Here is a 15,502-nt window from a genome sequence, read left to right as displayed (position 1 = left end):
AGATTTCGTTACCGTAGGCTTGCGGATCAAGGGTGTCAAGAGTGGCAAGATATCCTACAAGTTGGAGCGAGCGAGGGATTGATCAAGAAAGTGGCGACTCAACAGGACGACGTGGAGCCGGAGTTCCGGCATCTCGGCAACACAGCTCCGCTGTACCAGATCGTGCAGCAGGAGATCAGGAACTACATCCTCAGGCAGGGGCTGCGGCCCGGCGATCCGCTCAAGCCGGAGTCCGAGCTGGCCCGGCTGTTCGGAGTCAGCCGTAACTCGGTCCGCGAGGCGGTCAAGGCGCTGGAGTCCACCGGCGTCCTGGAGACGCGCCGCGGCAGCGGCGTCTTCGTACGCGACTTCTCCTTCGCCCCGCTGCTCGACCACCTCCCGTACGGCCTCATCCAGGACCAGCGGGCGACCCTGCGCGAGCTGACCGCGCTGCGGAAAACCCTCGAATCCGCCCTCATCACCGACGCGATGCGGGTCATGTCGCCGGCGAGCGTCACCGCGCTGCGGGAGACCCTGGAGACGATGCGCGAACTCGCCGAAGGGGGAGAGGGCTTCCCCGAGTACGACCGGCAGTTCCACCAACTGCTGTTCCGCGATCTCGGCAACGCGATGCTGCTGCGGTTGTTCGACCAGTTCTGGCTGGCGTTCCACGCGGCGGTCCCACCGTCGCGAGGCCGCACGCCGATGGACGCCTACCACGGCCACGCCACCATCCTCGACGCGATCCTCACCGGCGACCCGGACCAGGCACGAACGGCGATCAACGACCACTACATCGGCATAGAGTCCAAACTCGCCGAGGACCCGCAGGAAGAGGCGCCACCGCCCACGGAATCCACCACGGAGACAACGTGAGCGGGCGGCCCACGCCGGCGCGTGGTGCGGAGCGCCGGCCCAACATCGTCTTCATCCTCATCGATGACCTGGGCTGGCGCGACCTCTGCTGCTACGGCAGCACGTTCTACGAGACGCCGCACCTGGACGCGCTGGCCGCCCAGGGAGCCCTGTTCACCGACGCCTACGCCGCGGCGCCGGTCTGTTCGCCCACCAGGGCCAGCCTGCTCACCGGCCGCTACCCGGCCAGGGTCGGCGTCCCCCAGTACATCGGCGGGCATGGCGTCGGCGAACTGGCGACGTGCCGTACCACCACTGGCTGCCGGTCAACGAGCTGTCCCTCGCCCGAGCGCTGCGGGCGGGCGGCTATCAGACCTGGCATGTCGGCAAGTGGCACCTGGGCCCCCGGCGCACCTGGCCGGACCGGCACGGTTTCGACATCAACATCGGTGGTTGCGACCGGGGACACCCGCAGAGCTGGTTCTCCCGTACGGTAACCCCACCCTGCCGGACGGGCCGGATGGCGAATACCTCACGGATCGGCTCACCGACGAAGCGATCGCCCTCATCGAGGCCCGCGGCGATCGTCCGTTCTTCCTGAACCTCTGGCACTACGCGGTACACGTGCCGATCCAGGCGCCGCCCGAGCCGGTCGCCAAGTACGAGGCGAAGGCGCGGGACACCGGCCTCGCGCAGATCGACCCGTTCGAGACCGGGGAACCTGTCCCGACCTGGGATAAGCGTGACGCGCGGGTGAGGCGGCGGTCGGTGCAGTCCGACCCCGCCTACGCCGCCATGGTGGAGAACCTCGACGGCAACATCGGCCGGCTGCTCGACGCCCTCGATCGCACCGGCGACGCCGAGGACACCATCGTCGTCTTCACCTCCGACAACGGTGGATTGTCCACCGCGGAGGGTTCATCGACCAGCAACCTCCCCCTGAAACAGGGCAAGGGCTGGACCGAGGACGGCGGTATCCGCGTACCGCTGATCGTACGGTGGCCCGGGGTGGTGGCCGCCGGCACGCGGATCAGCGAGCCGGTCACGAGTCCCGACTTCTACCCGACGCTCCTGGCCGCCACCGGCCTGCCCCCCATACCGGACCAGCACGTCGACGGTGTGGACTTCGGACCGGCCCTGCGCGGCGAGCCGTTCGCACGCGGCCCGCTCTTCTGGCACTACCCGCACTACAGCAACCAGGGCGGGCGTCCGTCGGCCGCGATCCGCGACGGCCGGTGGAAGCTGATCGTGTCGTTCGAGGGCGACCCCGCCCGGCTGTACGACATCGTCGCCGACCCCGGCGAGCAGATCGATCTCGCCGCGCAGCGCCCCGAGCTCGCCGCCCGGATGCGCGAACCGCTGTCACGCTGGCTCGACGACACCAAGGCGCTGCTACCCGAACGCAACCGGCAACCGGAACCGTTCGCCGAGCTCCCCCCGTGACACCTCGTACGGCTGGAGGTCATCAGTGGCCCGCCACGGCACCCGACGGCCCCACTGTGCTGGTGTTCCTCACCGGCCAGCAGCGCTTCGACAACACCGGTTCACCCGGCAGTCCGCTCGAGCCCACCGCCGCGGGTGCCGCCCCCGGTGTCGCCGCCGCTGAACCAGCCGCCACAGGCGCCTGGCCGACGTCCTGCGACGCCGAGGCTGCGGGCTACCGGCTGATGCGCGTGCTCGATCTGCCCACCGCCGCGAACTGGCGGGAGACCATCCCGCCGTACACATTCGACGACACCGCCGGCCTCTCTGGTGGTGGCGACCGGGTCGGCTACTGCCTGGAGCTCACCACCGAGGCGGGTACGACCTGGGTGTGGGCGTCGATGGAGGCGCTGAGCGCCGACCCCGGCGACCTCGGCCTGCCGCCCCGCATGGAGCAGGCGCGGCACCAGTTCGTCGACGACCTGACGGTCGCCTCCAACGTGCCCGGCGTGCAGCAGATCGAAGATGGCTCCGGCTGGGTCGAGATGTGGCCCCATCAGTACGACGCGACGGGTTCCGGACAAGTCCCGGGAGCGTCCGAGATCACCCGCGATGCCGACGACGCGGTCCCGTGGGCGAACGGGTACGGCTCGTTCCAGGTACACGCGTTCGCCGACGCGGGCGACGCTGGCGGCCCGCAGGCCGCTGACGCTCCTGCCGCGACTCCGGTGCTGGCCGTCAACGCCTTCACCACCGCCGGCCCTCAGACGATGGACCTCGGCATCGGCGCCGGCCCGCGCGAAATCCCCGACTGGACGTCCGCCCAGAACGCCGGCGACTACACCGCCCGTCGGCTCACCTTCTACGCCCGGCCCTCGCTGGTCCGGGTAGACGCCGCCCCGATTTCGCGGCAGGTGGTCCCCCGCCCGGGCCGAACCGCCACCAGCGTGTCGGTGCCGGTCAGCGGTGTGGCAACCGATCCGGCCGTCACCGCGGTAGAGCTGCGGACCACCCGCGACGGCCGGCAGACGATCCAGCGGGCCACCGTGCCGCCGGCGGCGCCGCGGTTCTCGTTCACCGTCTCGCTGCCCGTGGCGCTGACGTCGACCGATCTGGAACTTGTCGCGCTCACCGCCGGCGGCGACGGCAACCGCGTCGGCCGCGCGGTCGACGTCGTCGCCGGTGACGTCATCATCGTGCAGGGCCGGTCGAACGCGCAGAAGGGCCGGCAGCCGAACTCGACGTCGTCGGAGGCGGACCGGTCCCGGTGGGTACTTACTGAGGTCTCGGGTGCACTCCAGCGCAAGGGGAGGTCAGCAGGGACGGCGGCGCTGGGCGGGGTCGGTTTCGGCGGTGATGCGCGCGGAGGCCTCCTCACCGAGCCGTACGTAGCGGCCGTCCCCGGCCCGTTGCTAGATCGCGGCCTTGTCGAGAATGGCGGCCACTTCATCGGCCCTGAACAGGAACCCTACGTGTGAGGTGTCCAGGGTGTGCACGTCGTAGGGGTTACCGGGCGTCAGGGCGTCCGCTTCGGCGATCAGCCTGTCCTGCATGGCCACCGGCAGGGTTCGGTCGCCGGCGAGGCGGATGTAGGTGCGGGCGATGGTGCCCCAGGTGCCGGCGTCGACGCGGGCGTCGGCCGTCATCACCGCGATCGATTCGTCGGGCTGCAGGATGTTGAGGAAGGCCTGGAACTGCTCGTCGGTGACGTCCGCCAGGGTCGCGGCCTTGAGCGCGTCGAGCAGGTCCTTGTCTGCGGTGCGGTAGTTGGCCCGGCCGACACCGAGCTGGGACGGGTCGCCGACGTTGAACGCGTACAGCGGTCCCATCAGGTTGTCGGCGAACTCGGGTTCCTGCATGTACTCGATCGGGTTGGCGCGCTGCACGCACGACCAGGCGGAGATGTAGACGAGCCGATCCACCAGTTGGGGGATGGCGTTGCCCGCACCGGTGATGGTCAGGCCGCCGAGGCTGGCCGCCACCAGCACCACGGGCCCGTGCTCGGCCACACGCCGGACCACGTCGGCGACCATGTCGACGTTGTCCTGCAGGGTGACCCCGGCCAGCGTGGACGGCTCGGCCGCCCACGCCTCGAGGTCCTGGGGGGCCTGGTAAGCGAGCGGGTACTGCGCGTCGAGGCCATGGCCCGGCAGATCGACGGCGAAGCTGCGACCCGTACGCGACACGAGCTCTCACGAACTGCTCCTGTCAGCGGCGAAATGTCCTATGAATGTCCTGCTGGTTACCTGGGCGCCAAGCCTTCTTGGACATTAGCGTGAATGACACACGGGTGACGAAATTCTCGGCACCTCCAGACATACGTCTGTCTCAATCGCGTGGAACCGAATTGGCGGTCGCTTCTCTGCTGGGCAAGTAGTGGTCGCCTATACCGGTTCCGCGCTTGACGTAGCCGGCCGTATGACGATCAAACGACTAAAGGAAGCGGAGAAATGAAGCGAAACGTCACCGGAAGAATTGCCATTACCGCCATCGGCGGCCTCACGGCTCTTCTACTCTCCGTCAGTCCCGCACAGGCCAAGGAGACGGCAGGTCACTGGTACGGCCCCTACTCCACTCAGGGAATTTGCGAATACTGGAGGAACGGTGTGCAGGCAGGTGGGACACAGACCCATCCCTGCTTTTATGACCTGGGCTGGTACTTCTGGGCAGCGTCCTGAGCGGTCAGTACTCCCAGCCGCATGCCCATCGCTAGTGCTGCGTTCCTCAAAGGGAGTATGAGGTGCCCCGCCTCCTCCGGACAGCTTCCTGACGATCACTTCACGATGCGAGCTGTCGGCTCAGGTACTCGTTGTGGACCTCAAGTGGAGTCCGGTACCCATTTGCGGAATGAAGCCTGCGCCGATTATAGAAGCCCTCGATATATTTGACAACCTCGCGCCGTGCTGGCCTCGCTGTAGTCCTGGGGAAATTTCCAACGGATTTGCCTGACCTGCACTGACGGGCCCGTTCCGTTTGTTGATCACTTCCGCTACGGTTCGTACGGTCCTGACCGGTGGCGGTGTGGGGGTGGTCGATGTCGACCCGGATGTTCTCCGAAGACCAGCTGGAGCGGTTGCGGTCGTACCCTGATATCGGCCGGGACGATCTGATCCGGTACTTCACCCTGACGCCTGCCGACGTCGCCTTCATCGACCCGGGCCGTGGCCGGGGCCCGACCGACCGATTAGGCCTTGCCGTCCAGCTCGCCACGTTGCCCTGGTTGGGGTTCGTGCCGGATGAGGTGGGCTCGGCGCCGCAGGTGGCCGTGGCCAGGTTGGCCGAGCGGCTGGGGGTGGATCCGGCCGTTCTCGCCGTGTACGGTCAGCGGGAGCAGACACGCAGCGATCATCTGCGGTTGGTGGCCGGCTATCTGGGCTGGAAGAGCGCTCCGGCCGGGAGCACGGCGATGAAGGAACTGGAGCAGTTCCTGCTGGACCGGGCGATGGAACACGACTCGCCGACGTTGCTGTTCAACCTGGCCACCGAATATCTGATGGCGGCCAAGACGATCCGGCCGGGCGTGACGATGCTGGCCAAGATGGTGGCCACCGCCCGGACCAGCGCCACCGCGCTGACCTGGGAGAAGGTGGCGCACCTGCTGACCGACGAACGGCGCGGGGATCTGGACCGGCTGCTGGTCTATGACGCCGGGCTGAAGATGACCCGGCTGGCCTGGCTGATCAAGGCAGCCACCGACGCCAGCGCGACCTCGGTCAAGACCGCCGTCGACAAGCTGCTCTACTTGCGCAACATGGACGCCCACATCCTGGACATGTCGGTCCTGGCGGCCGAGCGGCGCCGCTTCTTAGCCTCGGTGGGCCGCCGCTCAACCAACCAGGCGCTGGAACGCCGCGAGGAGCAGCGCCGCTATCCGATCTTGCTGGCGGTGGTCACCCAATCCGCGATCGACCAGGTCGACGAGGTGGTGATGCTGTTCGACCAGGCCGTGTCCGCCCGGGAATCGCGAGCCAAGTCCAAGACCGACGAGGCATTGATCGAACGGGCCAAGGCCGGTGAGGCCCGCCAGCTGCTCCTAGACGTGATCTTGCCGGTGCTCGCCGACCCAGCCATCCCCGACGAACAGATCGGCGGCCTGCTGCGCAACACGATCGGGAAGCAAGCTGCGCGAGGTCGTCACCGAAGGCTGGAAGAAGCTGCCCCGCGATCACGGCCGGCTCTCGGCGCTGCACGCCTCCTACACCTACCTGCGCCAGTTCACCCCTCAGGTGCTGGCGGCGATCGCCTTCCAGGCAGTACCGGCACCGCGGATCTGATGGAGGCGGTGGCCATCTTGAAGCGGCTGAACGAGAGTGGTGGCCGCAAAGTGCCCGAAGGCGCCCCCACCTCGTTCGTGCCGGCCCGCTACGCCGAGTACCTGGCCAAGGCGCGCAAGGACGGTGATGAGACCGCCTACCGTCACTATTGGGAGCTCTGCGTGGTGCTGGCGCTGCGCGACGGGCTGCGCTCCGGCGACGTGTTCGTGCCGGGCTCGCGACGCTACGCCGACCCGGCCACCTACCTGTACACGCCCGAGCAGTGGGCGCCGCGGCGCGCGGACTTCTGCAAGCTGGTCCGTAAGCCGGCGGATGCGGCCGAGGCGATCGAACAGGGCAAAGCCGAGCTGCACGCCGCGCTGACCGACCTGGACGCCACCCTGGCCCAGGCGCTGCCGGAGGACACCGGCGCGGTCCGGCTCGACGACGACAAGCTGGTGATCCCGCCGCTGTCGGCCGAGGACGTGCCCGCCGAGGCCAAGGAGCTGAAGGCCGAGTTGGCCGGGATGCTGCCGTTCGCGCCGATCGCCTCCCTGCTGATCGAGCTGGACGTGCGCACGCACTTCCTGGACTGCTTCACCCACGCTGGCGGCCGCAAGCAAGCCCGGTCGGCCGATCTCAAGCGCAACATCCTCAGCGTGCTCATCGCCAACGCCACGAATCTGGGGTTGTCCAGGATGGCGGAGGCCTGCGGCATACCGTACGACGTGCTGCGCTGGACGCAGGAGTGGTACGTGCGTGAGGAGACGCTGCGCGAGGCCAACACGGTCATCGTCAACCACCACCACGGGCTGGACCTGGCCAAGGTGTTCGGCGGCGGCACCATGTCGAGCTCGGACGGGCAGCGTTTCCTGGTTCGTGGGAAGAGCACGACCGCCCGGGACATGACCATCCACGGCGGCCAGGTGCTGTCGTCCTACACGCACGTGTCCGACCAGCACTCCACCTTCGGCACCAAAATCATCGTCCCCAACGCCCGCGAGGCGCACTTCGTGCTGGACGACTTCCTGGGCAACGCCACCGACCTACCGCTGTTCGAACACGCGACAGATACCCACGGCGTCACCTTAATCAACTTTGCCCTGTTCGACCTGGTGGGCAAGCTGCTGTCCCCGCGCATCCGCGACCTCGGCAAGATCACCCTGATCCGGGACGAGACGCCCACGGACACGGTCAAGCGCTACCCGAACGCCGGTCCCCTGCTGAGCGCCCGCTGGAACGAAGACCTCATCACCGAGTGCTGGCCGGACCTGCTGCGCATGGCCGGGTCGCTGAAATACGGCCAGGCCACCGCCTCGCTGGTGGTGGGCAAATGGTCGGCCGCCTCCCGGCAGAACACCCTGGCCACGGCGCTGAAGGAGTGGGGCATGCTGCGCCGTACCCTGCACGCGGCGAAGTATCTGTCGGATCCGGCCTACCGCCGCAAGATCGCCCGCCAGCTGAACAAAGGTGAGAGCCTGCACGCGCTGCGCCGGGACCTGCACTACGCACAGCAGGGAGCCGTCACCAAGCCGGCCTTGGCCGATCAGACGGACCAGGCGTGGTGCTTGACCGTTTTGACCAACGCCGTCATCAACTGGACGACCGAGTACTACTCCCTGGCGGTGCGGCAGCTGCGGGCGACCGGCCGGGACATTCACGACGCGCTGCTGGCCCACATCTCTCCGGCGCACAGCGAGAACGTCAACTTCTTCGGCGTCATCACCGTGGATGTCGAGGCGGAGCTGGCCAAGCTGGACGGCGGCGGCTGGAGACCGCTGCGCCCGGCAACTGCGGCTGCGGTGTGACCCCGCGGCGCGGGCTATCGTCGTGCTTACGGCCCGGTCTGCGTGAGCCGGACGATGAGCTGGAGCGTGCCGTAGGCGGCCGTCATGTTCTCGGCGGCGAATCGCTACGGTGCGCCCGCTTCGGGTGGTGCCAGGAACGAGGGGGCAAGGTCCGCCGAGCGCGGCTCGGGTTGGAGTCGTTCAGGTCTTGTTGTCGGTGAACCGACGATCATCGCCCAGAACGGCGCTTCCACCCGCAGCAAGGCAGTTGCCTGACCCGTGGGACAGTCCCGGCCTCTCGCGACGGCCGGGCTCTGTCTCTCGTTCGGGGTGACCGTTCGCGTCAGGCCAAGATGGCTGGTCACTGTGACTTCTGCCGAGGCCGAGGCAAGTCCGGTGGCACGTCGTTGTGGGGGTGCTGACGGCCGGGATGCGGGGCGGCGGGGAGAGCAGGCAGTTCGGCGGCCGCATTCCCCAGGGGTGCGGCACTAGCGAAACCAGGTCGCACGGCCGGTCGTCATCCGGTGGCCTGGCAGGTGGTGCCCGGGGGCGGGAGCCTCAAGCTGGTGAAGTAGCGGTTGACGTGGGCGGTGACGCAGCCGCCCTTGCCGTAGACGTAGAGCGCGTGGCCGTGTCCGTCGTACCGGACGCTCGAGGAGCCCGGCACGTGGCGGATGATGCTGGCGACCTCGTCGTGGTCGGTCCAGCTGCCGACTCCGAGGAAGGGCACCAGGCCGCTGGGGGGCAGCGGCGCCGGCGGGTTGGTGACGGGAGCGGGCCAGCCGACGCAGCCCAGCGGCCACCACGCCCGCTGCCCCGCGAAGTTCGGCGACAGCTCTTGCGCCCTGCGCACTGCCCTGCGGTAGGCCGCGTAGCTCTCATACACTCGGCCGTCGAGGCAGGAGGTCATGTTCTGCCCGGCGAGCGAGGGGAGCTTGGGGCTGCCCGTGGCTCGCCGAACGTACTCGGCGAAGCCGGAGGCGTCGCCCTCGGCGGCCTGCTTGATCGTCTCGGCCAGCTCGACCCAGCGCGGGACGTCCGGTTCCGGGCCGGGCGAGGTGAAGTTGGGGGCAGCAGTCACCTTCAGGTCGAACCCCGTGTAGGCGGCCCCCGTCGGGTCGTTGTGCACCGGCACGGGTGAGCGGTCGGCGGCGACCACCAGCCGGCGCCACACCTCGCTGGCGTCCGGGCCGTGCAGTGCGCAGGCCGTGGCCGAACGGCACCAGGCGGCGAACCGCTCTAGTTGCTTCTCCGCCCTCTGATACATGGAGGGCTCCCTGGCCGCCGTCTCCTCAACATGGCTGACGGTGCCGTCCATGACCATGGCGCGGATGCGGGAGGGGAACAGGCGGGCGTAGGCCATCGCGGGATGTCCGCCGTAGGAGGTGGCGAGGAAACTCAGCTGCTGCTCGCCCATCGCGGTGCGGACGGCCTCGATGTCGCGGGCGACGGAGGCCGAGTCCATGTGGTCGAAGAAATCCGGGTCTGCCGACCGGCACCGCTGCGCGTGTTCGCGGTTGGTCCGGGCGAGCGCGGCGTACTCGGCACGGGTGTCCGGCAGGGTGATGTAAGGGCCGGTGGCCAGGCACTCGTACGGCAGCACGCCGCCGGGCTTGACGGTGTTGCGCGGGTCGAAGCTGACCACGTCGAAGCGGTCACGTAGCTTGGTGAACCTCCCGTGGAACTGCTTCAGCTCATCGATGCCCGACGCGCCGGGGCCGCCGGGGATGGAGAACACCGTGCCGATCCGGCGTGCCGCACCGGAAGCGGGAAACATCGCGACTGGCACGGTGATCTTCCGTCCCGCGGGCTCCGTCCAGACGAGGGGCACCTGGACGGAGGCACAGCGCATGTCCTTTGGGGCGTCCTTGTCGGTACACGGCCCCCAGGCCAGCGAGGACGGGCCGGAGCCGGCCGAGTCTGCGGCGGCGGGCACCGCCACCAGAGCGGTCAGGAGCGTGGCGGCCGCTCCAACGGCCGCCACCTTTAGGCGTCCCTTCGGCGCGGTCACCGTCGCGCCCGCCGTCAGCGCGGCGGCAACGTAGACGACGAGCAGCGCGGCCGCCGCCCCCGAAGGCAGCAGGCCGCCGCCCACCCCGGCGATCTGCGACGGCAGATTCTCCATCATGTACGAGCCCACCTGCGAACGCAGCGGCGACGGCAGCGCCTGGGCGACGATCGGGATCACCAGGAAGAACATGACGAGCGCGACCAGACTGCCAGGGGTGGACCGGATCGCCGCGCCCACACCGAGCCCGATCAGCGCCGCGGCCGTCATGGACAGCCCCGCGAGGACCACCGTGGCGAGCACGCCCGGCTCCGAAAGCGGGGTGCCAAGGGTGCCCCCGTCAAGCAGCATCTGACCGGCGCGGTCGCCGAGGACGGCCTGGGCGGCCAGATGCATGGCGAACGCCAGCACCTGGCCGACGACCAGGGTGACCGCGGCCAGACCGGGGATCTTGGCGAATAGGAACACCTGCCGCCGCGGCACCGCCGCCAGGCTCGTGCGGATCATCCCTGTGGCGTACTCGGAGGTGATCGAGAGCGCGCCCAGCGTGCCCAGCACAAAGTAGGCGACCGGCAGCCCGGTGCCCAGCCCGGCGCCGTTGCTGGCGAAGCGCAGCCGCTCTTCGAACGTCTGGCGGTCGAACCCCCGGCCCACCAGGTACGCCACCCCAGCGCAGACCAGCACGGCGAGGACCGAGACGGCCAGCAAGTAGACGTTGGAGCGGAGCGAGCGGAGCTTGTACCACTCTGAGGCGATCACGTCCCTCATCGGGTCGCCTCCGAGACGGTTGCGGTGGTGGCAGGGCGGGCGCCGTACTGGACGCTGTCCTCGGTCAGCTCCATGAACGCCTCCTCCAGCGAGGCGCTGCGCGGCGTCAGCTCCCGCAGCGCGATGCCCGCCCGCAGGGCCAGCTCGCCGATCTCGGTCGCGTCCATGCCCCGCACCGTCAGGTCGCCGGGTGCCAGGGCGTCGGCGGTCACGCTCGCGCCGTGCGCGCGCAGGGTCTGCGCCAGCCGGTCCGGGCGCGCCGTGCGGACCAGCACGTCGCGCTGGAACCGTGCGGCGAGCGCGTCCGTCGTCGTATCGGCGATCAGCCGGCCGCGCCCGATGACGACGACGTGGTCGGCGGTGAGGGCCAGCTCGTTCATCAGATGGCTGGACAGCAGGACGGTGCGGCCCTCGGCCGCCAGTGAGCGCAGCAGGTCGCGGATCCAGCGGATGCCCTCCGGGTCGAGGCCGTTGAGTGGCTCGTCGAACATGAGCACCGCCGGGTCGCCGAGCAGCGCACCCGCGATGCCGAGGCGCTGCTTCATGCCCAGGGAGAACCCGCCGATCCGCCGGTCCGCCACGTCGGTCAAGCCGACCTGGTCGAGCACGACGGCCACCCGCTTCAAGCCGATGCCGTTGCTGCGTGCCAGGCAGCCAAGATGGTCGCGCGCCGTACGCCCGCCGTGCACCGCCCCGGCGTCCAGCAGCGCTCCCATCGTGCGCATGGGCTGGCGCAGCGACGCGTACGGGCGCCCGTCCACCAGCGTCTCACCCGCGGTGGGGATCTCCAGCCCGAGTACGGCCCGCATGGTCGTGGACTTGCCAGCTCCGTTCGGCCCCAAGAATCCGGTCACTAGGCCCGGTTTGACCGTGAAGGTCAGGTCGTCTACTGCGAGCGTGCGGCCGTATCGCATGCTCAGCCCTCTCACTTCGATCACGTCTCATCCTTGTCCGCCAGGTCAGGCCGATCAGCTCGGTCCGATCGGCGGGACCAGCCTCGCGGTCCGGGGCTCTGGCCTCCATGGGCGTCGGCCCACCGGCCAGGGTGGGAAATCGCCACCTCAAGGGGTAGGGCCAGCCCCACCGTCTTCTCCTCGCCGGCAGGGCAGACTGCACCTGTGATGGGGATACGACCCGCGTTCGGCGGGCCGGCGCGGCAGGCCGTCAATGCTTTGGCGGGGTACGCGCGGAACGGGGTGAGCAGCCTGGCGGCGCTGGCGCTGAACGCGGTCACCGGCCTTGCGGCGCTGGTGGTGCTCGCTCTGGTGCTGGTGAGCGCCGCCCTCGTGCCGGTGGCCGGTTTCGGGCGGGCGCCGCTCGGCCTCGGGCTCGCTCTCGTCCACCGCCTGGCCGCCTACCAGCGCCGCTGGGCGGGCCGGGTGCTCGACAGGGACGGCGCCGCAGGGAGCCACCGGTGCGAAACCGACCGGCCATTGCGGGCCACTGCGGTGCCGGAACCGCGCCGGCGCGGCACGCTGCGTGAACTGGGCTGGCTGGCCGTGCACGTCGTCACGGGCCCTGTCCCGGTGGTGGCGGTGTGGGCGATGCTGGCCGCCCTGGACTACGTCTGGTTCCGGCTGCGGCCGGCGGAGACGAGCACGCTGAACACGTTCGCCCTCAGCTTCTCCATCGTGGCCATCGCGGCCGTCGCCCTCATGGCCATGCCCCTGTTCCGCATCGGGCAGGCACGACTGACGCGACGGCTGCTGGATGGCGGCACAGCGACGGACGCGCGGATCCGGTCGCTTACCGCGTCGCGGGCCGCGGTGGTCGACGCGCGCGCCGCCGAACTGCGGCGCATCGAACGCGACCTGCACGACGGCGCGCAGGCCAAGCTGATCGCCGTCCGCATGCACCTGGGGCTGGCCCGCGGCTCCCGTGATCCGGGCGAGATGGTCCGCATGATCGACGAGGCGCGGGAGGTCGCCGGCCAGGCGCTGACGGACCTGCGTGACCTGGTGCGCGGCATGCATCCCCCGGTGCTGTCCGACCGGGGTCTGGCTGGCGCCATCGAGGCGTCCGCGCTGCTGTGCCCGATACCGGTCGAGGTCGACATCGATCTGCCCGGCCGCCCGCAACCGCCCGTGGAGTCCGCTGTCTACTTCGCCGTCGCAGAGGCGCTGGTCAACGTGGCCAAGCACAGCGGCGCCTCACGCGCATGGGTGCGGCTGCGGCACACCGCCGGCGTGCTTCGCATGACCGTGGGCGACAACGGGTGCGGCATGGTGCGTTGTGACGGTGGCACCGGAGTGCGCGGCATCGAGGACCGCCTGTCCGCCTTCGACGGCTCGCTCACGGTGAGCAGCCCTCAAGGCGGCCCTACCGTACTGACCATGGAGGTCCCGTGCGCGTTGTCATAGCCGAAGACCTGACACTCCTGAGGGACGGGCTGGTCCGCCTGCTGTCGGCGAACGGCTTCACCGTCGTGGAGGCCGTGGACAACGGTCCCATGCTGCTGGAGGCGCTGGTCCGGCACCGCCCGGACGTGTCCGTGATCGACGTGCGGCTGCCGCCCGGCTTCACCGACGAAGGACTAAGCGCCGCGATGGAAGCGCGCAGCCGGATCCCGGGGCTGCCCGTGCTGATCCTCTCGCAGTACGTGGAGCAGCTCTACGCCAGGGAGCTGTTGTCCGACCGCTCCGGCGGGGTGGGTTACCTGCTGAAGGACCGGGTGGGCGACGTCGACCGGTTCGTCGACGCGGTCCGCCAGGTCGCCGGGGGCGGCACGGCGATGGACCCGGAGGTGGTCTCCCAGCTGCTGACCCGCCGCAGCCGCGACGAGCCGCTGGCCGCACTGACCCTCCGGGAGCGTGAGGTGCTCGCGCTGATGGCGGAGGGCATGTCCAACCTGGCCATCGCCGCCCGCTTCCAGGTCACCGACAAGGCGGTCGGCAAACACACGAACAACATCTTCGCCAAGCTCGGCCTTCCTCCGTCCGACGACCACAACCGGCGCGTCATGGCGGTGCTGGCCTACCTGCAGGCCGCACCCGCACCATCACGACCACCGGTGTAGCGCTCACGTGAATTGCTTGGAACAGTGGTGAGCCGATGGTTATCTAGGGTTGGAGGCCCCTTCCAGCAGGTCAGAGGATGATGATCTCGTCTTCCACGTAGTCCAAGTTGGCCAAGCACGGCCCGGACCCCAGAAGAGCCGGGCGTGCGGAGAGCGCCTCGAGGTCGCTAAGAGAGCGTCGCGGCACTCCGACGGTGCTGATGTGACTACGGTTCGTGGCTATGCCATCTCAGTCAAACTCGGCAACCAGGTCGTATGCCTGTGTCTCCCGTGACTGATGGGCCACAATGGCCCGATGTCTGCTATGCCCGAGAAGTATGTTAGACGAGGGCCAGGCGGACGACCTCGTCCCCGGCGATGCGCAGGAAATCACGTCAGGGAGTTGCGAAGCGCGCGGCGATCGTCCGGGCTGCTTCGTCGACCGCTCGCGACTGCTCTTCCTTGGTGATCGACCACGTACCGTGCGTGAGGCGCGGCCAGAAGATCGCGGACGCGATCATGCCGAGGAACTCGGATGCCAGATCCGGATCATCGATGTCGGCGCTTCTTGCGGAGTGTGCCTCCCGCAGATAGCGCCCCCGCGCCTGCAGCACAGGCAGCGTGCCGAAGTCGAAGGTCCGCTCGCGCAGTTCGGGGAAGTGGTGCGATTCGGCGATCACGGTTCGCATCAGGGCGACCATGCGAGGACGAGTCAACAGTTCCGAATACGCGCGACCTAGCACCACCAAGCCCGCGTAGAGGTCGCCGGTCGGGATCTCGACCGGTTCCGGAGCCGGCGATCCGCCTGCCGCGAGCACCGTTGCCTCGAAGAGCTCGGCCTTGGTCGGGAACTGCTTGAAGAGCGTCGCCTTGGACACCCCTGCGCGCTCGGCGACACGTGCCAGTGGCGTGCGGTCGTACCCGAACTCCAGGAAGAGCTGCGCGGTGGCGCCGAGGATCGCGGCCGTCAGGCTGGCCACGCAAGCGGCCGGGGACGGCTGGGTCAGCCTGCTCGGAGGAACCATCTCACGACAGTGCCTGCGGCTCGGTCTCGTCGACGAGCTCCACCTGGACGTTGCGCCGGTCCTGCTCGGCGACGGCATCTCGCTGTTCGCAGGCCTTGGGCGGCACATCGAGCTTGAGCGCCTCGATACATCAGCCTTCGCGAGTGAGGCTCATCTTCGCTACCGAGTCCTCCGTTAGCCAGAGTTGCAGGTCCTCCGAGCTATCGGGTCCGCCACGAGCCCTCGTCACTTGTCCGAGCCCACGCGACCCTAAAAAAAAAAAAAAACAGGATTTGGGAAAGATTTTACAAAAGACGGACACGAAGAAAATGACTTGATTGTATTTGATAAGAAGGATTTTTCGAAACAAGAGTTATGTAAGAACGACAATACCATTGCCACAGGAGAAGGGCTTACGATCAATGGAACCA

Annotated in this window: 12 protein-coding genes; 8 read left to right on the top strand and 4 right to left on the bottom strand. The window is 68.8% G+C overall.

Features of this window, described 5'->3' with window-relative positions:
• The first annotated feature begins 90 nt into the window (after positions 1-90).
• Genes E1294_RS11205 through E1294_RS11190 form a run of 4 tightly spaced genes read left to right on the top strand, consistent with a single transcriptional unit; the run spans position 91 to position 3,734 of the window.
• Positions 91-855, top strand: a complete 765-nt coding sequence (locus E1294_RS11205; RefSeq protein ID WP_220447667.1) for a FadR/GntR family transcriptional regulator — start codon at positions 91-93, stop codon at positions 853-855.
• Positions 852-1,331 (top strand): sulfatase-like hydrolase/transferase, encoded by a 480-nt coding sequence (locus E1294_RS11200; protein ID WP_246082944.1) that lies wholly within the window; start codon positions 852-854, stop codon positions 1,329-1,331. Before E1294_RS11205 ends, E1294_RS11200 begins: the two co-directional genes overlap by 4 nt.
• Positions 1,288-2,277, top strand: a complete 990-nt coding sequence (locus tag E1294_RS11195) for a sulfatase-like hydrolase/transferase (RefSeq protein ID WP_165977225.1) — start codon at positions 1,288-1,290, stop codon at positions 2,275-2,277. The genes E1294_RS11200 and E1294_RS11195 overlap by 44 nt, the downstream gene beginning before the upstream one ends.
• Positions 2,274-3,734 carry a hypothetical protein gene (locus E1294_RS11190; RefSeq protein ID WP_132507544.1) on the top strand — a complete coding sequence of 487 codons (1,461 nt, stop codon included), beginning with the start codon at positions 2,274-2,276 and terminating at the stop codon, positions 3,732-3,734. Before E1294_RS11195 ends, E1294_RS11190 begins: the two co-directional genes overlap by 4 nt.
• Here E1294_RS11190 and E1294_RS11185 read toward each other — a convergent pair.
• Entirely contained in the window at positions 3,669-4,442 is a 774-nt protein-coding gene (locus E1294_RS11185; RefSeq protein WP_132507542.1) for an alpha/beta fold hydrolase, read from the bottom strand. The two genes, E1294_RS11190 and E1294_RS11185, sit on opposite strands and share 66 nt — an antisense overlap.
• A gap of 848 nt (positions 4,443-5,290) precedes the next feature.
• On the opposite strand from E1294_RS11185, the gene E1294_RS11180 reads away from it, so the two are divergent.
• Positions 5,291-8,317 (top strand): Tn3 family transposase, encoded by a 3,027-nt coding sequence (locus E1294_RS11180; RefSeq protein ID WP_220447666.1) that lies wholly within the window; start codon positions 5,291-5,293, stop codon positions 8,315-8,317.
• Between the two features lie 496 nt (positions 8,318-8,813).
• Here E1294_RS11180 and E1294_RS11175 read toward each other — a convergent pair whose 3' ends face one another.
• Together E1294_RS11175 and E1294_RS11170 are read right to left on the bottom strand one after the other, a co-directional pair.
• Entirely contained in the window at positions 8,814-11,072 is a 2,259-nt protein-coding gene (locus E1294_RS11175) for an alpha/beta fold hydrolase (protein WP_132507540.1), read from the bottom strand.
• Positions 11,069-12,010, bottom strand: coding sequence for an ABC transporter ATP-binding protein (locus tag E1294_RS11170; protein WP_132507538.1), 942 nt, complete (start codon positions 12,008-12,010; stop codon positions 11,069-11,071). The genes E1294_RS11175 and E1294_RS11170 overlap by 4 nt, the downstream gene beginning before the upstream one ends.
• A gap of 183 nt (positions 12,011-12,193) precedes the next feature.
• Here E1294_RS11170 and E1294_RS11165 point away from each other — a divergent pair, with 183 nt between their 5' ends.
• On the top strand, positions 12,194-13,432 hold the full coding sequence (locus E1294_RS11165; RefSeq protein WP_132507629.1) for a sensor histidine kinase: 1,239 nt from the start codon (positions 12,194-12,196) through the stop codon (positions 13,430-13,432).
• Positions 13,417-14,088: a response regulator gene (locus E1294_RS11160; protein ID WP_132507536.1), complete on the top strand. Its 672-nt coding sequence runs from the start codon at positions 13,417-13,419 to the stop codon at positions 14,086-14,088. The genes E1294_RS11165 and E1294_RS11160 overlap by 16 nt, the downstream gene beginning before the upstream one ends.
• Positions 14,089-14,462: 374 nt before the next feature.
• Here the strand turns inward: E1294_RS11160 and E1294_RS11155 are convergent, their stop codons facing one another.
• Complete coding sequence (locus E1294_RS11155; RefSeq protein ID WP_246082943.1) at positions 14,463-15,047, bottom strand: TetR/AcrR family transcriptional regulator; 585 nt, start codon at positions 15,045-15,047, stop codon at positions 14,463-14,465.
• On the opposite strand from E1294_RS11155, the gene E1294_RS57970 reads away from it, so the two are divergent.
• The gene (locus tag E1294_RS57970) at positions 14,977-15,270 is read left to right on the top strand and encodes a dihydrofolate reductase family protein (RefSeq protein WP_425465201.1); all 294 of its coding nucleotides are present in this window, start codon (positions 14,977-14,979) and stop codon (positions 15,268-15,270) included. The two genes, E1294_RS11155 and E1294_RS57970, sit on opposite strands and share 71 nt — an antisense overlap.
• Positions 15,271-15,502 lie beyond the last annotated feature (232 nt).

Origin of the sequence: Nonomuraea diastatica (assembly GCF_004349015.1) — a bacterium.
GTDB classification, from domain to species: domain Bacteria; phylum Actinomycetota; class Actinomycetes; order Streptosporangiales; family Streptosporangiaceae; genus Nonomuraea; species Nonomuraea diastatica.
Note: the sequence above shows the minus strand (reverse complement) of the source record. Positions and strands in the feature narration are given on the sequence as shown.